The 18,091-nt window shown below is 68.0% G+C and carries 19 protein-coding genes and 1 tRNA gene; 8 read left to right on the top strand and 12 right to left on the bottom strand.

Annotated elements, in window-relative coordinates; genetic code table 11:
* Window positions 1–16 precede the first annotated feature (16 nt).
* The 3 genes from DEA06_RS09850 to DEA06_RS09840 form a co-directional block, all read right to left on the bottom strand.
* The gene (locus tag DEA06_RS09850; protein WP_116647817.1) at window positions 17–988 is read right to left on the bottom strand and encodes a carbohydrate ABC transporter permease; all 972 of its coding nucleotides are present in this window, start codon (window positions 986–988) and stop codon (window positions 17–19) included.
* Window positions 988–2,322, bottom strand: coding sequence for a sugar ABC transporter permease (locus tag DEA06_RS09845; protein WP_116647816.1), 1,335 nt, complete (start codon window positions 2,320–2,322; stop codon window positions 988–990). The genes DEA06_RS09850 and DEA06_RS09845 overlap by 1 nt, the downstream gene beginning before the upstream one ends.
* 81 nt (window positions 2,323–2,403) lie before the next feature.
* A complete protein-coding gene (locus tag DEA06_RS09840) occupies window positions 2,404–3,735 on the bottom strand; it encodes an ABC transporter substrate-binding protein (RefSeq protein ID WP_116647815.1) in 1,332 nt (443 codons plus the stop codon).
* A 272-nt stretch (window positions 3,736–4,007) separates the two neighbouring features.
* Between DEA06_RS09840 and DEA06_RS09835 the strand changes: the two genes are divergently transcribed.
* Complete coding sequence (locus DEA06_RS09835) at window positions 4,008–5,009, top strand: LacI family DNA-binding transcriptional regulator (RefSeq protein WP_116647814.1); 1,002 nt, start codon at window positions 4,008–4,010, stop codon at window positions 5,007–5,009.
* A gap of 73 nt (window positions 5,010–5,082) precedes the next feature.
* On the opposite strand, the gene rplL is transcribed toward DEA06_RS09835, so the two are convergent.
* The 3 genes from rplL to DEA06_RS09820 all read right to left on the bottom strand — a co-directional run bounded on the left by rplL (window position 5,083) and on the right by DEA06_RS09820 (window position 7,389).
* Window positions 5,083–5,472, bottom strand: coding sequence for a 50S ribosomal protein L7/L12 (rplL, locus tag DEA06_RS09830; protein WP_116647813.1), 390 nt, complete (start codon window positions 5,470–5,472; stop codon window positions 5,083–5,085).
* Window positions 5,473–5,517: 45 nt separating this feature from the next.
* Window positions 5,518–6,033, bottom strand: a complete 516-nt coding sequence (rplJ, locus tag DEA06_RS09825) for a 50S ribosomal protein L10 (RefSeq protein WP_116647812.1) — start codon at window positions 6,031–6,033, stop codon at window positions 5,518–5,520.
* A 366-nt stretch (window positions 6,034–6,399) separates the two neighbouring features.
* Complete coding sequence (locus DEA06_RS09820; RefSeq protein ID WP_116647811.1) at window positions 6,400–7,389, bottom strand: hypothetical protein; 990 nt, start codon at window positions 7,387–7,389, stop codon at window positions 6,400–6,402.
* Between the two features lie 218 nt (window positions 7,390–7,607).
* Here DEA06_RS09820 and DEA06_RS09815 point away from each other — a divergent pair, with 218 nt between their 5' ends.
* The 5 genes from DEA06_RS09815 (at window position 7,608) to fdhA (ending at window position 13,075) form a co-directional block, all read left to right on the top strand.
* Window positions 7,608–8,282, top strand: a complete 675-nt coding sequence (locus tag DEA06_RS09815) for a YqaJ viral recombinase family protein (protein ID WP_116647810.1) — start codon at window positions 7,608–7,610, stop codon at window positions 8,280–8,282.
* A gap of 121 nt (window positions 8,283–8,403) precedes the next feature.
* Complete coding sequence (locus DEA06_RS09810; RefSeq protein ID WP_116647809.1) at window positions 8,404–10,095, top strand: MDR family MFS transporter; 1,692 nt, start codon at window positions 8,404–8,406, stop codon at window positions 10,093–10,095.
* A gap of 1 nt (window position 10,096) precedes the next feature.
* Window positions 10,097–10,597 carry a MarR family transcriptional regulator gene (locus DEA06_RS09805; RefSeq protein WP_240606893.1) on the top strand — a complete coding sequence of 167 codons (501 nt, stop codon included), beginning with the start codon at window positions 10,097–10,099 and terminating at the stop codon, window positions 10,595–10,597.
* Between the two features lie 118 nt (window positions 10,598–10,715).
* Window positions 10,716–11,747 (top strand): NADP-dependent oxidoreductase, encoded by a 1,032-nt coding sequence (locus DEA06_RS09800; protein WP_116647943.1) that lies wholly within the window; start codon window positions 10,716–10,718, stop codon window positions 11,745–11,747.
* 107 nt (window positions 11,748–11,854) lie between these two features.
* Window positions 11,855–13,075: a formaldehyde dehydrogenase, glutathione-independent gene (gene fdhA / locus DEA06_RS09795; protein ID WP_116647808.1), complete on the top strand. Its 1,221-nt coding sequence runs from the start codon at window positions 11,855–11,857 to the stop codon at window positions 13,073–13,075.
* A gap of 27 nt (window positions 13,076–13,102) precedes the next feature.
* Here fdhA and DEA06_RS09790 read toward each other — a convergent pair whose 3' ends face one another.
* Window positions 13,103–13,990, bottom strand: a complete 888-nt coding sequence (locus tag DEA06_RS09790) for a LysR family transcriptional regulator ArgP (RefSeq protein ID WP_116647807.1) — start codon at window positions 13,988–13,990, stop codon at window positions 13,103–13,105.
* Window positions 13,991–14,059: 69 nt separating this feature from the next.
* On the opposite strand from DEA06_RS09790, the gene DEA06_RS09785 reads away from it, so the two are divergent.
* Both DEA06_RS09785 and DEA06_RS09780 read left to right on the top strand, forming a co-directional pair.
* Window positions 14,060–14,716: a LysE/ArgO family amino acid transporter gene (locus DEA06_RS09785; RefSeq protein ID WP_116647806.1), complete on the top strand. Its 657-nt coding sequence runs from the start codon at window positions 14,060–14,062 to the stop codon at window positions 14,714–14,716.
* A gap of 31 nt (window positions 14,717–14,747) precedes the next feature.
* A complete protein-coding gene (locus tag DEA06_RS09780) occupies window positions 14,748–15,023 on the top strand; it encodes an acylphosphatase (RefSeq protein WP_116647805.1) in 276 nt (91 codons plus the stop codon).
* A 58-nt stretch (window positions 15,024–15,081) separates the two neighbouring features.
* On the opposite strand, the gene rplA is transcribed toward DEA06_RS09780, so the two are convergent.
* The 5 genes from rplA to DEA06_RS09755 form a co-directional block, all read right to left on the bottom strand.
* Window positions 15,082–15,774 carry a 50S ribosomal protein L1 gene (gene rplA / locus DEA06_RS09775; protein WP_116647804.1) on the bottom strand — a complete coding sequence of 231 codons (693 nt, stop codon included), beginning with the start codon at window positions 15,772–15,774 and terminating at the stop codon, window positions 15,082–15,084.
* 13 nt (window positions 15,775–15,787) lie between these two features.
* Window positions 15,788–16,219 carry a 50S ribosomal protein L11 gene (gene rplK, locus DEA06_RS09770; RefSeq protein ID WP_116647803.1) on the bottom strand — a complete coding sequence of 144 codons (432 nt, stop codon included), beginning with the start codon at window positions 16,217–16,219 and terminating at the stop codon, window positions 15,788–15,790.
* 143 nt (window positions 16,220–16,362) lie between these two features.
* On the bottom strand, window positions 16,363–17,484 hold the full coding sequence (gene nusG / locus DEA06_RS09765; protein ID WP_116647802.1) for a transcription termination/antitermination protein NusG: 1,122 nt from the start codon (window positions 17,482–17,484) through the stop codon (window positions 16,363–16,365).
* A 62-nt stretch (window positions 17,485–17,546) separates the two neighbouring features.
* Entirely contained in the window at window positions 17,547–17,825 is a 279-nt protein-coding gene (gene secE, locus DEA06_RS09760; protein ID WP_116647801.1) for a preprotein translocase subunit SecE, read from the bottom strand.
* Window positions 17,826–17,870: 45 nt separating this feature from the next.
* Window positions 17,871–17,943 (bottom strand) — tRNA-Trp (locus DEA06_RS09755).
* Window positions 17,944–18,091: the final 148 nt, after the last annotated feature.

Genomic DNA, 18,091 nt, shown 5'->3' with positions numbered 1-18,091 from the left:
CGCCCCGCGCCCCGTGTCAGCCCTTCGTCGCGCCGGCGAGCAGACCCCGCACGAAGAAGCGCTGCAGGGAGAAGAACACGATCAGCGGAACGATGATCGAGATGAACGCACCGGCGGACTGCAGGTACCAGCGATCACCCCACGACCCGGACAGCGAGTTCAACGTCTGCGTCAGAGGCAGAGACGATGTCGGCGCGAAGATCGTCGCGACGAGCAGGTCGTTCCACACCCAGAGGAACTGGAAGATCGCGAACGAGGCGATGGCCGGCATGGCCAGCGGCAGGATCATCCGGAAGAAGATCTGGCCGTGACCGGCACCGTCGACACGTGCCGCCTCAATCACTTCGGTCGGGATCTCCGAGATGAAGTTGTGCAGCAGGAAGATCGCGAGCGGGAGGGCGAAGATCGCGTGCGCGATCCACACCGTCGCGAAGCTGTGGTCGACATCTCGTAGCTCGAAACCCGGGAAGACGGCGGTGCCGCCGATCTCGAGGCCGCGCGAGAACAGCGACAGCAGCGGCACCAGCGCCATCTGGATCGGCACGATCTGCAGGGCGAAGACGAAGACGAACAGCAGGTTCTTGCCCTTGAAGTCGATCCACGCGAACGCGTACGCGGCGAGCGCGGCGATCGAGATCGGGATGATCGTGGCAGGGATCGAGATCGCGAGCGAGTTGAGGAACGAGTCGCCCAGCGTCAGCGCGGTGCCTCCCGACGTCAGCGCCTCGGAGTAGTTGTCGAGAGTGAACCCGGGGTTCACGAAGACCGTCCACCACCCCGACGTCTGCGAGTCGGCACCGGGTCGGAACGAGGTGACGAACAGACCGAATGTCGGAATCGTCCAGAAGATCGCGATGACGATCGCGATGATCGTCGCGGTCCGCGAGGTGAGCCGCTTGTGCGCCTCCGCCTCGTTGCGACGGGTCTCGCGAGCCGTCTTCCTGGCGGCGCGCGCGCTGTAGGCGGGGGCCTCCTGCACCGTGGCCATTATCGGATCTCCTTCTGCTTGCGCATCTGACGCGCGTTGTAGACGATCAGCGGCAGCACGAACAGGAACAGCACGACGGCCAGCGCCGACGAATGCCCGAAGCTCTGGAACCGCTGCTGCTGGTTGACCATCTCGAAGCCGAGCACGCTGGAGTTCGCGCGCCCGCCGGTCATGACCGCGACGATGTCGTACACCTTCAGCGAGGCGATGGTGATGGTGGTCAGCACCACGATGAGCGAGGCGCGGATGCCGGGCACGGTCACGTTGATGAATCGCTGCCACGGCGTCGTGCCGTCGAGCTGCGCGGCTTCGAGCTGCTCGGTCGGCACCGCCTTGATCGCGACCGACAGGATCACCATGGCGAAACCGGTCTGGGTCCAGATGAACACCGCCAGAAGCGCGAAGGTGTTCACGAGCGGCGTCTGATCGAGCCACCCGATGGGTTGACCGCCGAACAGCGTGACGATCGCGTTCAGGATGCCGATCTGCTCGCCCTGCCGGTAGTCGTAGACGAACTTCCAGATGATGCCGGCACCGACGAACGAGATGGCGAACGGCATGAAGACGAAGAGCTTCAGGATCTTCTCGCCGCGCGCCCGGTCGATGAACGCCGCGTACGCCAGCCCGATCGCCGTCGACAGGGTGGGGGCGAAGATCGCCCAGATGATCGTGTTGATGACCGACCAGAACCCCTCGGGGTTGGTGAAGGTCCAGATGTAGTTCTCCAGCCCCACGAACGTCTCGCCGCTCTTGTCGAAGAACGACTGGTAGATCGTCGAGATCGCGGGGTAGATGAGGCCGAGGAGCAGCAGGATGGCCGCCGGCAGCAGGAACACCACCAGCTGGAAGAAGTACCCGGCCCCCGCTCGCGAGCGGTAGTCGAAGAAGAACAGCAGCGCGCCGAGCGCGAGCGCGATGCCCACGACGTACAGAACGGCGTTCTGGTAGGGCCGCAGGAGCATGAAGGCGACTACCGGAACGGCGAAGCAGATCACGAGCCGCATCCAGAAGTAGCCGCGACCGGCCCGGGGGGCGAACTCGATGATGAGGAGGATCAGCGCGACCACGGCGCCGAAGGCGACGACCGCGATCGGGATCTGGACGAGCGGGTTCAGGTTGCCGATCCAGACGAAGAAGCTGTTCAGCGAGAACCCGATGGTCGTCTTGGGGGCATCGTCGACCGCCGGGGCGGCGAACAGCGCCACCAGCGCGACGACGAGCACCACGGCGGCGACGATCACGCCGATGGTGGCGGCGCGGCGGCCCGGCTGCGACGCGACAGCACGCGGCTGTTCCGGCGGAGCTTCCGGTGGCGCGGTGAGCGTATGCGACATTGTCATACCTTTCGCGTAGTGCGGAGAAGAGTACGCGCCGCGGGGATCATGGGATCCCCGCGGCGCGCACTCATTACGAGATCAGTTGTCGTACCCGGCCTGGATGTCGCTCAGGACCTGGTCGGTCGGGCGGCCGTCGATCCAGTTGACCATGCCCTTCCAGAAGGATCCGTTGCCGACGGTGGCCGGCATCAGGTCCGATGCGTCGAAGCGGACGACGGTCTCGGGGTCCTGCAGAAGCTCCATGGCTTCGGTGAGGAACTGGCTGGAAGCCAGCGACGGGTCGGCGTTCTTGTTGGCCGAGATGACGCCGCCCAGCTCCACACGGGCGTTCGCGAACTCGGGGGTCGACATGAACTCGAGCACCTGCTGCGTGGCCGCGGAGTCGGAGAACGCCGTGACGAACTCACCGCCGGCCTCGACGAAGGTCTCGCCGTCGGCTTCGATGCCCGGGAGCAGGAACGCGTAGACGTCGCCCTCGGGACCGATCTCGGGGGTCGCGCCCGCGGCGGTCTTCGCCTCGAGGAAGTTCGCCGAGAGGAACGATGCCTGGTGGGTCATCGCGCAGCGACCGTCGGAGACAGCAGCGGCCACGTCGGCGAACGCCGTCGAGTTGATGCTCTTCACGTCGCCGTAGCCGGCGTTGACGTACTCGGGGTTGAGCAGGATCTCGCCGACCGCGTCGAAGGCGTCCTTGATCTTCGGATCGGTGAAGGGCACCTCGTTGGCGACCCACTGGTCGTAGACGTCGGCGCCGGACTGACGCAGCACGAGGTCTTCGATCCAGTCGGTTCCGGGCCAGCCGGATGCGGCGTCGGACGCGAAGCCGGCGCACCAGGGCGCGGTGCCCGTGGTGTCGCGGATGGTCTGGGTGAGGGTGAGGAGCTCGTCGTAGGTCGTCGGGATCTCGACGCCCCACTCGGCGAACTGCTTCGGCGAGTACCAGACGTAGCCCTTGACGTTTCCGAGCATGGGAGCGGCGTAGAACACGTCGTCGACAGTGCCGTAGGTCTTCCAGTCGGGCGACCAGTTCGCGTCGACGTTCGACTCGACGGCTTCGGGTGCCGGCTTGACCTCGCCGGTGTCGACGAGCGCCTTGACGAGACCGGGCTGGGGAACGATCGCGATGTCGGGGGCGGAGCCGCCGGTGACCTTCGTGACGATGTTGCCCTCGAAGCTCTTGTCGCCGGTGTAGACGACCTCGATCCCGGTGTCCGCGGTGAACTGCTCGAACGACGCGTTGAGGTCGTCTGCCTCGACACCGGTGATGCCACCGGCGATCTGCACGGTCTGGCCCTCGACGGAGCCCGAGTCGTCCGAGGTGCCACCCTCTGCGCAGCCTGCAAGAGCAAGCCCCGCGATGCCGATGAACGCGATCGGTGCGATCACGCGGCGTCGCTGCGAACTGATCATGTGATTCCTCCTCTTCGAGGGCGCGGGCGCGACTTGCACCTGCGCAGGTTCCGTTCGGGAACCGATTCCACACCAAGGTAAGCGAGATGCTCACCGGATACAACGGTGAATCATCACGAAACGATAACCTCGCGTGAAACCCGCGCCCGCCGCATCCGACACCGTGTGGAACCGGTTCTCTTTTTTCGCGCTCTGCACTATGGTTTCTGTGATCCGGATCGGCGACGCCGCCGTCCGTGTGCAGAGATGCCGCGATGCAGGAAGGGCTACCAGTGAGCGGAATCGCCGATGTCGCACGCCTGGCGGGCGTCTCGAAGTCGACGGCGAGCCGCGCCCTCACCGGGGGCGGGTACGTCTCGGATGCGACCCGGCGACGGGTACAGGATGCCGCGGGATCGCTCGGCTACGTGCCCACCACGAGTGCGGTCAGCCTCGCGACCGGCCGCACGAACACGGTCGCCCTCATCGTGCCGCGCGTCAATCGCTGGTACTTCGGCTCGATCATCGAGGGTGTCGAGCGCACGCTCATCCCGCGCGGCTACGACCTGACGCTGTACGTCGCCGAGCCCGACTCACGCGATCGGGCGAGCCTGTACACGCACTTCCTCGCGCGCAAGAGATTCGACGGCGTCATCGCCGTCGCCCTCGAGCCCGACGACGCCGACATCGCCCGGCTGCTCTCGTTCGGCAAGCCCACCGTCTGCATCGGCAACGAACTGGCCGAGATCGCCACGCTCGGCATCGACAACACCGCCATCGGCCGCATGATCACCCAGCATCTGCTGGCGCTCGGCCATCGGGCCATCGTGTTCCTCGGCGCGACACCGAAGGGCGAGCCCACCGCCCACGACGTGATCGACCGCATCGCCGGCTATCGCCAGGCTCTCGCCGGCGCGGGGTTGGCCGACACCGCGCGCGTCCACGAATCGACACTCACGATCACCGACGGCTACGCCGCCGCCGCCGCCCTGCTCGCCGATGTCGAAAGCCGACCCACCGCCATCGTCGCGGCCTGCGACGAGATCGCGATCGGCGCGATCGTGGCCGCCCGCCGACTGGGTATCGCCGTCCCCTCCCAGCTCAGCGTCGTCGGGGTCGACGGCCACGACTACGCGGAGATGTTCGCGTTGACGACGGTGGAACAGCGCCCCGCCGCGCAGGGCGAGCAGGCCGTCGGCATCCTCCTCGGGATGGTCGACAACGCCGACGCCCCCGCACGGTCGACGATCCCGGTGCAGCTCGTCGTGCGGGCCTCCACCGCCGCACCCCGCTGACGGGGCACGATCCGGGGCCCACGACGAAGGGCCCCGGATGCTTCGCAGCATCCGGGGCCCTTCGTGGACAGGGTTACTTGAGGGTAACGCTGGCGCCGGCCTCTTCGAGAGCGGCCTTCGCCTTGTCAGCGGCGTCCTTGGTCGCGCCCTCGAGCACGGCCTTGGGGGCACCGTCGACGACGGCCTTGGCCTCGCCGAGGCCGAGCGAGGTGAGCTCGCGGACGACCTTGATGACCTGGATCTTCTTGTCGCCGACCGAGTCGAGGATGACGTCGAAGGAGTCCTTGACCTCTTCCTCTTCGGCGGGGGCGCCACCGGCGGGGGCACCGGCAGCGGCGACGGCGACCGGAGCCGCAGCGGTGACCTCGAAGGTCTCCTCGAACTTCTTGACGAACTCGCTGAGCTCGATGAGCGTGAGCTCCTTGAAGGCGTCGAGCAGCTCGTCAGTGGTGAGCTTTGCCATGATGATTCTCCTTGATCGGGGTTATTCGTACCGCGCCTGACCGTGTCAGGCTGCGGACTCCTGCTTGTCGCGCAGCGCATCGACCGTGCGAACGGCCTTCGACAGCGGTGCGTTGAACAGATATGCGGCGCCGAACAGCGAGGCCTTCATCGCACCGGCGAGCTTCGCCAGCAGGACTTCACGGCTCTCGAGGTCGGCGAGCTTGTTGACCTCATCCGCGGTCAGGGCGGCACCGTCGAAGTACCCACCCTTGATCACGAGAAGAGGATTAGCCTTGGCGAAGGCGCGCAGCCCCTTCGCGACGGCGACCGGGTCACCGTGCACGAAGGCGATGGCCGACGGACCCTTGAGTTCGTCGTCCAGACCCGTCACGCCCGCGTTGGACGCGGCGATCTTGGTCAGCGTGTTCTTCACCACGGCGTACTCCGCGTCCTGACGGATGTTGTTGCGCAGCTCCTTGAGCTGGGCAACCGTCAGACCGCGGTACTCGGTCAGCAGAACGGCGGTCGAGTCCTCGAAGTGCTTCGTGAGCTCGGCAACCGATGCGTCCTTCTGCGCCATGGCCACTCCTTGTGTGTACGAGACGCACCGCGGGAGCGGGCGTCGGGCCGCAGCATCCGGTCTCTCCCCAGCAATGAAAAAACGCTCCGGCGCAAGGCACGGAGCGTGGTTCCCGATCGGGAATTCGTTCGTACACCTGCGCAGGTCTGCGTTCACGATCCCTCGCGGGATTCGCGTCAGCTGCTTCGATCGTGCTGCGCTTCGCGCACCCCGATGACCGGCGGTCTTTGGCTTACCCCCACGATACGCCCCCGCCCCCGCCCCCGCCAAATCCATCGCCGAGACGCCGTCGTCTCGCCGAACGGCCATCCCGACTGCGTCGAAGGGATGGCGGGTCGGCGAGGGGATATCGAGTCGACGGTGAGCTCACCCGCGGGGGCGAATGCCGAACGAGGCCAGACGCGCGCCCAGAAGCTCCGGGGTCCCGATGTGCTCGTCTCCCCAACGCGCAAACCTGCGGTGGGTCGTGCCACGGATCCAGTCTTCGCGCTGCTTCTCGCGGAGCAGAACCTCGTCGATGCTCAGGCCCTGTCTCATCGCCGCATCCACGTACTTCGTCTTGCCGTCGAACTCGCCGAACGCGAAGACGTCGTCTAGACCGATGTCGACCCAGTAGATCGACCCATCCGGCGCGGGCACCGGAACCTGCAGCGATGGCGCGGCGAACCCGAGCCTCGAGAGCTGGAGCCGACTCACGCTCTCCCCGGGCAGCTGCGCCCTCCCGTCGGCGAACTCGATCACCCACCGCGCTTGACGGACGCCCCGGATCGACCCGGCGCCCGCCACCCGGTCGCTCATCGATCCGCGCCATTCCTCGGCCGTCCGCTCGTCGTAGGCACGATGGTCCGCGCCCGCGCGGAGGGCGAGAGCGGCGTCCGCAGCCGCGACGGCGACCTCCGGTGCGGCGACGCGCGCAACGTCGAGCACCGTCCGCTCCAGGGACGTGCACCTGATTCCGTCTACGACGACGACATCCGCCTCCGGGAGGCGATCCTCGTGTCGCTGCACCCCCGGGGTGCTCGACGCGTGCATGCGCGTCGTCCCGGTTTCGTGCACCCGCAGCGGAACGACTCGGAACAGGGGGAGCTTCCACAACACCGCCGCCGACACGTACGAGAAGACATGGGTGCCGCCCGACAGGTCGTTCGAGGCGGCCACGACTTCGACGAGGTGGCGGCCCTCCGGCCAGAGATCACCCCATGCCGCCGCTGTGACGAACCATCCTTTTTTCACGCGGATGAGCTGACCGCCCTCCACTGCCACACTCAGTCGGCGGTCGGACCATCCCCGATCTATCAGCTCGGCGCGAGAACGCAGCATCCGCCTCGCATCATCGACAACGATCGCCTTCTTCACGCGTCGATCGTCGCCCGCGCGTTCTCGCTGCAGGGCGCCCTGCCCGCGTCTGTGCGGAACTCGCGCCCGCGGACCGTTGGGGAGGAGACTCCGATCCACCGTTCACTTGCCGAACGGCCACCCACCTAACGCGGACAGCGTGTCGTCTCGGCGAGAAGTCGTGATCTCGACGCGCGTCGAGGCGCGCACGGCGGGGAGGCGGGGTTAGGGTCGAACGCATGTCCCCCGAACTGTCCGCGCGCAGCCCTGAGCTGGCAGCGCGGATCGTGGCCGACTCGCGCGACCGGGTCGCGTGGGTGCGCGCACGCTCGCGGGGGATCACCGCCACCGACGTCGCCGCGTTGACGAGCGACCGGGTCATCCCCCGGGCAGCCGACGCGAAGCTGCTCGGATCGGGGTTCTCCGGCAACGCCTACACGGCGCACGGCAAGGCACGCGAGCCCGAGATCGCCGCGTGGGTCGCCGCGACGCACGGGATCCAGCCGTCCTCGGCACTGTTCCACGCGGTCGTCGAGAAGCGACACCTCGCGACACCCGACGGTGTGACGGTGGATGCTGCGGGGCGGGTCATCCTCGCCGAGATCAAGACGACGAACAAGAAGTGGCGCAGCATCCCGCGCACCTATCTGCGACAGGTCTGGTGGCAGCAGCACGTGCTCGGCGCCGAGCGCACGCTCGTCACGTGGGAGGAGCACGACGGGTTCGTGCCCGTCGGAGACGAGCCTCAGTGCCAGTGGGTCGACCGCGACGAACGCGAGATCGACAACCTGGTGCGTCTGGCCACGGCGCTGATCGACGAGCTGCACCGCCGCACCATGGCGGCGCGAGCACCCGCCCCGCGCGTCGAACCTCCGCGCGAGAGATTCCGCGCACTCGCGCTGACCGACGGCTGAGCAGCGCATCGCACGATGCGGGGATAGTTGACGAAAGTCAAACAATCGGAGTAAAGTTGATGAAAGTCAACTATCGCGTCGACGGTGTCGCGACTTCTCTTCCTCGTTCGCAAAGGTTCTCATGGCCACCACTGCTTCCGAGCCCGCAACCGCGCCACGGCGCGTGCTGCCCGCGCTCATCGGACTCCTCCTCGGGATGTTCGTGTCGATGCTCGCATCGACCGTCGTCTCGACATCGCTGCCCGTCATCGTTCACGACCTCAACGGCGACCAGGCCGCCTTTACCTGGGTCATCACCTCGACCCTGCTGACGACCGCGATCTCGACGCCGATCTGGGGCAAGCTCGCCGACCTGTTCAACCGCAAGCTGCTGATCCAGATCGCCATCGCGATCTTCGTGCTCGCGACGGCGGCCGCCGGCTTCTCGCAGAACACCGAGATGCTCATCGCGTTCCGCGCGGTTCAGGGACTCGGCGCCGGCGGCCTCGCCGCGCTGAGCCAGGTCATCATGGCCGACATCATCAGCCCCCGCGAGCGCGGCCGCTACATGGGTCTGTTCGGCGCCGTCATGGCCGTCGCCACCGTCGGCGGCCCGCTCCTCGGCGGAGTCATCACCGACTCGTTCGGCTGGCGCTTCAACTTCTTCGTCGCGCTCCCCTTCGCGGTCGCGGCGCTGTTCATCCAGCAGCGCACCCTGCACCTCCCGGCCCGACCGAAGCGGGCGGTGAAGATCGACTACTTCGGCATCGTGCTGCTCGCGACCGCGGTCTCGCTGATCCTCATCTGGGTCACCAACGCGGGCAAGGACTACGACTGGTGGAGCACCGAGACCGTGCTGATGGTCGGCGGTGCGATCGTCTCGGCCGTCCTGTTCGTCATCGTCGAACTGCGCGTGTCGGAGCCCCTCGTGCCCCTCACGCTCTTCCGCAACCGCACGTTCACCCTCGCCACGATCGCCTCGATCGCGACCGGCCTGGCGATGTTCGGCACCGCGGTGTTCCTCAGCCAGTACATGCAGATGGCGCGCGGGGCGACCCCGACCGAGGCCGGTGTCATGACGATCCCCATGATCGCGGGGCTCCTCCTCGCATCCGTGATCGTCGGTTCGCTCATCTCGCGCTACGGCCACTGGAAGCCCTACCTCATCGCCGGTGGCGTGCTGCTGATCGCCGGGTCGTCCCTCCTGTCGACGATCCACTACGACACGAACTTCGTTCTCGTCTCGGTCTACATGGCGCTCCTGGGCGCCGGCGTGGGCATGACGATGCAGAACCTCGTGCTGATCGTGCAGAACACCGCGCGTCCGGAGGTCATGGGGGCCGCGAGCTCCGGCGTGACGTTCTTCCGCAGCCTCGGCGGCACCGTCGGCGTCTCGGTCATGGGCGCGGCCCTGGCGACGACCGCCGCCGGCCTCTTCGTCGATCGCGGAGCCGACATCGCGACGGCGATCGCGGGCCTCGGCGCCGACGGCGCCGCAGTAGCGGCGCAGCTGCAGTCCGGAACGATCCCGCAGGTCTCGGCGCTCCCCGAGTCCGTACGGATCATCGTCGAGGACATCTACGCGCAGTCGATCGCGAGCTCGTTCCTCATCGCGGTGCCGATCGCCGTGATCAGCCTGATCGCGATCATCTTCCTGCCGAACCACCCGCTGAACCGCATGACCACGAGCGAGCGGATCCACGCCGGAGAAGCCGACCTCGCGACGGTCTCGACCTCCGAGGGCATGTCGGTGCTCGCCGGAACCGGTACGGTCACGACCGTTCCCGAGAGCGACGCACGTGCAACGCGCTCGTCCGTCGGCGAGAATGACTGACATGACCGCCACCGACTCCCCCGCCGACGCGACGATCCCGGTCGACGCACCGGCGGGGGATGACCGGTCCGTCGCGGTCGAGGCGCTGGAGGGCTCGTTCGCCGAGCTGATGATGGCCTACCGCCGCCACCTCGCCGCGGCGGCCGACCGCGTGCACCCCGGCATGCTCCCCGGCACCTTCAAGGTGCTGTCGTTGATCGGTCGCTCGGGATCGACCACGCTCTCGGCCCTCACCGAGCACCTGGCGTCCGACAAGGGGCTCGTCAGCCGCAGCGTCTCGGAGCTTGAGGGGCTCGGACTCGTCGCGCGCACGCTCGACCCGGGTGATCGACGGTCTCGACTCATCGCGGTCACCCCCGAGGGCGCGGAGCGCCTGGCCGTCGCCCGCGCTCCGCAGAAGGGGCGCCTGTTCACCGTGCTGGAGGACTGGTCGATCGACGACATCCGCCATCTCACCCGCCTGCTGCATTCGCTCGCCTCCGGCGAGACGCCGGAGGCCTGAAGGGCGAGCTTCTTTCCGCGGTGACACCCGCGTAACACCGCGGAGACACTTCCGCGGTTGACTGGTGTCCGTCGTCGGCACCGTCGCCGTCGTCGCCCATCGCACGGAAGGAGCGCCGATGAGATTCCGGCCCCACCGCCCCGAGTCCCCCTCCAACGTCGCGCTCGCCGATCCGCCCGCGCTGCCGTCGACGATGAGCGCCGCGGTCATCGACAGGACGGGGGATGCTGCGCAGCTGCACCTCGCGACGATCGACACCCCCGTACCGGTGCTGAGCGAGGTGCTCGTGCGGGTCGTCGCCGCCGGCGTCAATCCGATCGACGCCAAGACGCGATCGGGCGCGGGAGTGTCGGCCGCGATCGGTTCGTTCCCGACGGTGCTCGGCTTCGACTTCAGCGGCGTCGTCGTGAAATCCCCGTACGAGGCGCACGCGTTCCCCGTGGGAACGGAGGTGTTCGGTATGGCGGGTTTCCCCCGCACCGGCGGCACCTACGCGGAGTACGTCACGGTGCCCGCGCTCTCGCTCGCGCGCAAGCCCGCGTCACTCTCGCACGTCGAAGCCGCCGGCGTGCCGGTGGCCGCGCTGACCGCGTGGGGCCTGGTGGTCGAGACCGCCCTCGCTCACGAGGGGCAGCGCATCCTCATCCACGCCGGCAGCGGAGGCGTGGGCCATTTCGCGGTGCAGTTCGCGTCGTACTTCGGGGCGCAGGTCATCGCGACGGGCTCCGCCCGCAATGCCGACTGGCTGCGCGACCTCGGCGCCCGCACCGTCATCGACCACGCCACCCAGCGGTTCGAGGATCACGTCTCCGACGTCGACGTGGTGATCGATCTCGTCGGCAACGTCATGGACGACACGGGCACCCGCTCGCTCCGGGTGCTCCGTCCGGGCGGACTGCTCATCGAGGTGCCGACCGGCGCCTGGCCGGGGTTCTACGAGGCGGCGACCGCCGAAGGCTTCCGCGCCACGAGCTTCAAGGTCGCGCCCGACGGTGGAACGCTCGCGACGGTCGCACGCCTGCTCGAGTCGGGCGCCGTGCAGGTCTACGTGGATCGGGTGTTCGGGCTCGACGAGGCGGCCGACGCGCACCGCGAGCTCGAACACGGACACACGCGGGGCAAGCTCGTCCTGCGCGTCAGCGACGACTGATCCGAACCGCCCGTTGCGCGAGGGGGGTCGCGCAACGGGTGCCCCGGTGGGAGGGTGGGGGCATCGGCGCGCGACGATGCGCGCCCCCTCACGAAGGAGCGACGAAGATGTCGACGAACCGAGCGGTTGCGTACAAGGGTCCTGGTGTCGTGGAGGTCATCGACACCCCGTATCCGGAGTTCGTATTGAAGGACGGGCCGGGGGTGAATCCCGCGAACGTCGGACGGAAGGTTCCTCACGGAGCGATCCTCCGCACCGTCGCCACCAATATCTGCGGATCCGACCAGCACATGGTGCGCGGGCGCACGACCGCTCCCGAGGGGCTCGTGCTCGGCCACGAGATCACCGGCGAGGTCATCGAGGTCGGCCCCGATGTGGAGTTCGTCAAGGTCGGCGACATCGTCTCCGTCCCGTTCAACATCGCTTGCGGTCGATGCCGCAACTGCAAGGAGGGCAAGACGGGCATCTGCCTCAACGTGAACCCCGATCGCCCGGGCAGCGCCTACGGGTACGTCGACATGGGCGGATGGGTGGGCGGCCAGGCCGAGTACGTGCTCGTCCCCTACGCCGACTGGAACCTGCTCGTCTTCCCCGACCGCGAGCAGGCTCTCGAGAAGATCCTCGACCTCACCATGCTCTCCGACATCTTCCCGACGGGATTCCACGGCGCCTACACCGCGGGGGTGCGTCCGGGATCCACCGTGTACATCGCCGGTGCCGGGCCCGTCGGTCTCGCCGCCGCCGTCTCCGCCCAACTGCTGGGCGCCGCCGTGGTCATCGTCGGCGACCTGAACGAGGAACGCCTCGCCCAGGCTCGGTCGTTCGGCTGCGAGACGGTCGACGTCTCGAAGGGCGATCCGAAGGATCAGATCGTGCAGATCCTCGGGGTTCCGGAAGTCGACTGCGCGGTCGACGCCGTGGGGTTCGAGGCTCGCGGTCACGGTTCCGACTCGGCGCAGGAGGCACCGGCGACGGTGCTGAACTCGCTGATGGACCTCACCGCGGCGGGCGGCGCGCTCGGCATTCCGGGGCTCTACGTGACGGGCGACCCCGGTGGCGTGGACGAAGCCGCGAAGGTCGGCTCGCTCTCGCTGCGACTGGGACTCGGCTGGGCGAAGTCGCTGTCGTTCACCACCGGTCAATGCCCGGTCATGCGGTACAACCGGCAGCTGATGATGGCGATCCTGCACGACAAGGTGCAGATCGCCCAGGCCGTCCACGCCACCCCGATCACTCTCGACGAAGCCCCGCAGGGCTACGCCGACTTCGACAGTGGCACGGCCCGCAAGTACGTGCTCAACCCGAACGGGTACATCACGGCGGCCTGACCGCGTCGCCCAGCGGGCGGTGGGCGTTCAGTGCGCGAGCACCCGCCGCCCCTCGGCGACCACCTCGTCGGCGATGGCGTCGAGCAGGTCGGACGTGAGGTTCCACTGCTGCCAGTAGAGCGCGACGTCGATCGGCGGGCCACCCAGGGCGACGAGCCCGCCCGTCCGCAGGTGCGCCTCCGATTGGAAGCGCGGCAACAGCCCCCACCCCAGTCCGCGTACGACCGCTTCGGCGAACTCGCTCGACGCCGGCACCAGGTGTCGTGGCGGCGCCGACGGGTCGACATCGTTCGCCGACAGCCATCGCGACTGCAGATCGTCGCGCCGATCGAAGTCGACCACCGGGGCGGCGGTGAGCGACGCCGCATCCACGCCCCCGGCGAACCACCGGGCCGCGAACGATGCGCCGGCGACGGCCTCGTAGCGGAGCACCCCGAGCGCGCGGACGCGGCATCCGCCCACCGGCTCCGCACGCGAGGTCACGGCCCCCATCACCGTGCCCGATTCGAGAAGACCCGCGGTGAAGTCCTGGTCGTCGCGGTGCAGCTCGAACACGATGCGCCGGCGTTCGGCGAGACGGGCGAGCGGCGCCAGGAACCAGGTTGCGAGGGAATCGGCGTTGACGGCGAGGGGCACGACAGCCGTCGCCCCCTCGTCTTCGTCGCCGATCTCGGCGAGGGCGTCGTGCTCGATGAGTGCGAGCTGGCGGGCGAGGCGCACGACCGCCTCCCCCGCGTCGGTCGCCCGCACGGGCTTGGAGCGCACGAGCACCACGCGACCGAGGCGGTTCTCGAGCGCGCGGATGCGCTGACTCACGGCCGACGCCGTGATGTGCAGGCGGCGAGCGGCCGCCTCGAGGGTGCCCTCGTCGATGACCACGGCGAGAGTGCGGGCGAGGTCGAGCGGGATCTGCATGAAGCAACGCTAATGGCAGCGAAGAATATTGAGCTGTACGTGATATCACCGCGCACGTAGCGTCGGAGCGTGATCACCTCGTTCTTCGCCGGCGTCGGGCTCGGCCTCTCTCTCATCGTGGCGATCGGGGCGCAGAACCTGTTCGTGCTGCGTCAGGGGCTCCGGCGCGAGTTCGCCCTCACGGTGGCGCTCGTCTGCGCGGCCTCGGATGCGCTGCTCATCGCGGTCGGCGTATCGGGTATCGGGCTCGTGCTGGCGGCCGTGCCCTGGGTGATCGACGTCGTGCGGTGGGCGGGCGCCGCGTTCCTGCTCTGCTACGGGCTCCTCGCCGCACGCCGCGCCTGGCGCCCGGGCGGTGCGACGCTGCGCGTCGAGGTCGCGCCCGCCCATGAGAGGACGGATGCTGCGCCCGCCGCCACAGCGCTGGCGACTCGACCGCGTCTGGCTCCCGTGGTGCTGACGTGCCTGGCGCTGACGTGGCTGAACCCCCACGTCTACCTCGACACGGTGTTCCTGCTCGGTTCGATCGCCACCGCGCACGGCGATACCCGGTGGGTCTTCGCCGCGGGAGCCATGATGGCGAGCGTGGCCTGGTTCTTCGCGCTGGCCTTCGGCTCGCGTTACCTCAGTCGGTGGCTCGCAACCCCCCGCGCGTGGCGGATCCTCGACGGGGTGATCGCCGTCGTGATGATCGCGTTGGCGGTCAGTCTGGTGCTCCCGCACTGACAGGGCGCCGGGCGTGCGGCACGATGGGCAGATGCGCCGCATCCGTGTCGTCGTCCGAGGTCTGGTCCAGGGGGTCGGGTACCGCTATTCGGCGGGCCGTTTCGCTCGACGCGCCGAGGTGGCGGGGTGGGTACGAAACAGAGCGGACGGATCGGTCGAGGCCGAGGTGGAGGGCTCGGGCGAGCAGATCGACGCGATGCTCGCCTGGATGGCGCACGGGCCGCCGGGCGCCCGCGTCGACGACCTCCAGGTCACCGACATCCCCGCAATCGGCGCGGGCGGATTCGAGATCCGCGACACGGCCTGACGGCAGACGCGAAGAGGGCCCCACCGGAGACCGGTGAGACCCTCTTGTACGCGATGCGTCAGACGATGGCGTTGACGTCCAGCGGAATGCCGGGGCCGAACGTGGTCGACACCGCACCCTTCTGGATGTAACGGCCCTTCGAGCTCGACGGCTTCAGGCGAACGACCTCTTCGAGAGCCGCGGCGATGTTCTCGTCGAGCTGCTCGGCCGAGAACGACGCCTTGCCGACGACGAAGTGCACGTTAGCGTGCTTGTCGACGCGGAACTCGATCTTTCCGCCCTTGATCTCCTCGACGGCCTTGGCCGGGTTGGGGGTCACGGTGCCGGTCTTCGGGTTCGGCATCAGGCCGCGGGGGCCGAGCACCTTGCCGAGACGACCGACCTGGCCCATGAGCTCGGGGGTCGAGACGGCGGCGTCGAACGACGTGTAGCCGCCGGCGACCTTCTCGATGAGCTCGGCTCCGCCGACCTCGTCGGCGCCGGCTGCGATGGCAGCCTCGGCCGCGGGACCGGTGGCGAAGACGATGACGCGGGCGGTCTTACCCGTGCCGTGGGGCAGGATGACGGTTCCGCGAACCATCTGGTCGGCCTTGCGGGGGTCGACGGCGAGCTTCAGCGCGACCTCGACGGTCGAGTCGAACTTCGCCGAGCCGGTCTCCTTCGCGAGGGCGACAGCCTCGGTGGGGGTGTAGAACTTGTCCGCCTCGATCTTGGCGGCAGCGGCCCGGAAGGCCTTGGACTTGGTAGCCATATTCGTATTCCCCTCAGCCCTCGACCGTGATGCCCATGGAACGGGCGGTGCCGGCGATGATCTTCGACGCGGCCTCGATGTCGTTCGCATTGAGGTCGGGCTGCTTGGTGGTCGCGATCTCGCGCACCTGCTCCTTGGTGAGCTTGCCCACCTTGGTGGTGTGCGGGGTCGGCGAGCCCTTGGACAGTCCGGCGGCCTTCTTGATGAGCTCGGCGGCCGGCGGGGTCTTCAGGATGAACGTGAAGCTGCGGTCCTCGTAGACGGTGATCTCGACGGGGATGACGTTGCCGCGCTGGGCCTCGGTCGCCGCGTTGTACGCCTTGCAGAACTCCATGATGTTGACGCCGTGCTGACCGAGCGCCGGACCGATCGGCGGCGCGGGGTTGGCGGCGCCGGCCTTGATCTGGAGCTTGATCAGGCCGGTAACCCTCTTCTTGGGTGCCATTTCCTTTTCCTTTCATCGAACGATTCGGGCCCTTCGACAGGCTCAGGGACCGAATCCGTTCTCCCGCACGTCCGGCATCTCCGGGCAGCGGTTCCCCTTCTCGGACCCTTCGACAGGCTCAGGGACCGAGAGGAAGTCTGTGGTTACTGCTTGGTGACCTGGTCGAACGACAGCTCGACCGGGGTCTCGCGCTCGAAGAGCGACACGAGCACCGTGAGCTTGCCGCTCTCGGGCTTGATCTCGCTGATCGAACCGGGAAGACCCGCGAACGAGCCCTCCTTGATCGTGATCGTCTCGCCGATCTCGAAGTCGACCTCGGTGACGACGCTGCGCGCGAGCGGCTGGCCGCCCTTCGTGGCGCCGGCCTTCGCGGGAGCGACCTCCTTGACCTCGACGAGGCTCTTCAGCATGTTGAAGGCCTCTTCGAAGCGGAGCGGGGTCGGGTTGTGCGCGTTGCCCACGAAGCCCGTGACGCCGGGCGTGTGACGCACGACCGACCAGGTGTCTTCGTTGAGCTCCATGCGCACGAGCACGTAGCCGGGGATCCGGACGCGCGTGACCATCTTGCGCTGACCGTTCTTGATCTCGACGACGTCCTCCATCGGGACCTCGACCTGGTAGATGTCGTCCTCGACCTCGAGCGTGGACTTCCGCTGCTCGATGTTGGCCTTCACCTTGCGCTCGAACCCGGCGTAGGAGTGGATGACGTACCACTTGCCCGGAAGCATCCGCAGATCCATGCGGAACTCTTCGTACGGGTCGGCGTCCTCGTCGCTCTCGCCGTCGGCCGGGGCCTCGGCGGCATCGGCGGGCGAGACGGATGCTTCGACGTCGTCGACGACGGACGCCGCAGCATCCACATCCTCGACGAAGTCCTCGTCGAGCACAGGCGCGTCGGGCTCTCCGTTGACGTCGGGACCGTCGTAGGGGGCGACCTCGTCAGCAGCCTCGGCGGAACGCTCGGCGACGTCGTCTTCGAGCGACTCGGTGAGCACCTCGGCGGCGGCCTGGGCCTCGGCGGCCTGGTCGATCTCGAGCGCGTCGTTCACGACCGCGTCGGCTTCGGGGTCGTCGACCTCGATCTCGTCGAGACCGTCGCTCTCATCGGAGCCGTTCTCGTCTTCGATGTGCAGGGCGACCTGCTCGGCGGGTGCGACGGAGCGCTCCTCGGCGGCGAGCTGGTTGCCCTCCTGGGCTTCGTCGTCCTCGCTGGACTGCTCGGCCGCGGTCGCCCAGTCGGCGTCGTCGGTGAATCGTTCTGACACTTGTGTTCTCTTCCGTTCGTGGTGCGAGCGCTCGACGCGCTCCGCGGGCGCAGAAGCGCCGCTCAGGGGACGGTGCCGCCCGGTACGCCGAACACGACGCTCGTGACCCAGACGAAAAGCACGTCGAGCCCGTAGACCAGCGCCATCATCACGACGACGAAACCGAGCACGACTGCCGTGAACTTCAGCAGCTCCTGACGGGTCGGCGTGACGACCTTGCGAAGCTCTGCGAAGACCTGGCGGATGAAGATGACGATGCGCAGGAAGAAGTTGGGCTTCTTCTCGCGCGGCGCGTCACGCTTGGCGACGACGTCGCCGCCCGCCGGCTCATCCTGGACCATCGAACTCACCTGAGTACCTTCCGTGTGTCAGCGTGCGCTGACGCGCAGGGCGGACAGGAATCGAACCTGCAACCTGCGGTTTTGGAGACCGCTGCTCTGCCAATTGAGCTACCGCCCTAAGGCCATGCGGCCCGGGATGCCCACAGTCTTCCACCCTGACCTGACCGGGAATTGTCGTCCCGACCCGCGGGCACGGCGAAAGAATGCAGACTTCAACTGCTCCATCCAGTCTATGCCATGCCCCCGGCGGTGGCGAACCGGGCGCC

The organism is Microbacterium sp. Gd 4-13 (genome assembly GCF_003095395.1).
Lineage (GTDB): Bacteria > Actinomycetota > Actinomycetes > Actinomycetales > Microbacteriaceae > Microbacterium.
Note: the sequence above shows the minus strand (reverse complement) of the source record. Positions and strands in the feature narration are given on the sequence as shown.

Coding starts and splice junctions, on each gene's coding strand:
- DEA06_RS09840 (WP_116647815.1), bottom strand. CDS start 3,735: ATGATCAGTTCGCAGCGACGCCGCGTGATCGCACCGATCGCGTTCATC.
- rplA (WP_116647804.1), bottom strand. CDS start 15,774: ATGGCTACCAAGTCCAAGGCCTTCCGGGCCGCTGCCGCCAAGATCGAG.
- rplK (WP_116647803.1), bottom strand. CDS start 16,219: ATGGCACCCAAGAAGAGGGTTACCGGCCTGATCAAGCTCCAGATCAAG.
- DEA06_RS09845 (WP_116647816.1), bottom strand. CDS start 2,322: ATGTCGCATACGCTCACCGCGCCACCGGAAGCTCCGCCGGAACAGCCG.
- DEA06_RS09810 (WP_116647809.1), top strand. CDS start 8,404: ATGGCCACCACTGCTTCCGAGCCCGCAACCGCGCCACGGCGCGTGCTG.
- fdhA (WP_116647808.1), top strand. CDS start 11,855: ATGTCGACGAACCGAGCGGTTGCGTACAAGGGTCCTGGTGTCGTGGAG.
- secE (WP_116647801.1), bottom strand. CDS start 17,825: ATGGTCCAGGATGAGCCGGCGGGCGGCGACGTCGTCGCCAAGCGTGAC.
- rplL (WP_116647813.1), bottom strand. CDS start 5,472: ATGGCAAAGCTCACCACTGACGAGCTGCTCGACGCCTTCAAGGAGCTC.
- DEA06_RS09790 (WP_116647807.1), bottom strand. CDS start 13,990: ATGCAGATCCCGCTCGACCTCGCCCGCACTCTCGCCGTGGTCATCGAC.
- DEA06_RS09780 (WP_116647805.1), top strand. CDS start 14,748: ATGCGCCGCATCCGTGTCGTCGTCCGAGGTCTGGTCCAGGGGGTCGGG.
- DEA06_RS09850 (WP_116647817.1), bottom strand. CDS start 988: ATGGCCACGGTGCAGGAGGCCCCCGCCTACAGCGCGCGCGCCGCCAGG.
- DEA06_RS09805 (WP_240606893.1), top strand. CDS start 10,097: ATGACCGCCACCGACTCCCCCGCCGACGCGACGATCCCGGTCGACGCA.
- rplJ (WP_116647812.1), bottom strand. CDS start 6,033: ATGGCGCAGAAGGACGCATCGGTTGCCGAGCTCACGAAGCACTTCGAG.
- DEA06_RS09800 (WP_116647943.1), top strand. CDS start 10,716: ATGAGATTCCGGCCCCACCGCCCCGAGTCCCCCTCCAACGTCGCGCTC.
- DEA06_RS09815 (WP_116647810.1), top strand. CDS start 7,608: ATGTCCCCCGAACTGTCCGCGCGCAGCCCTGAGCTGGCAGCGCGGATC.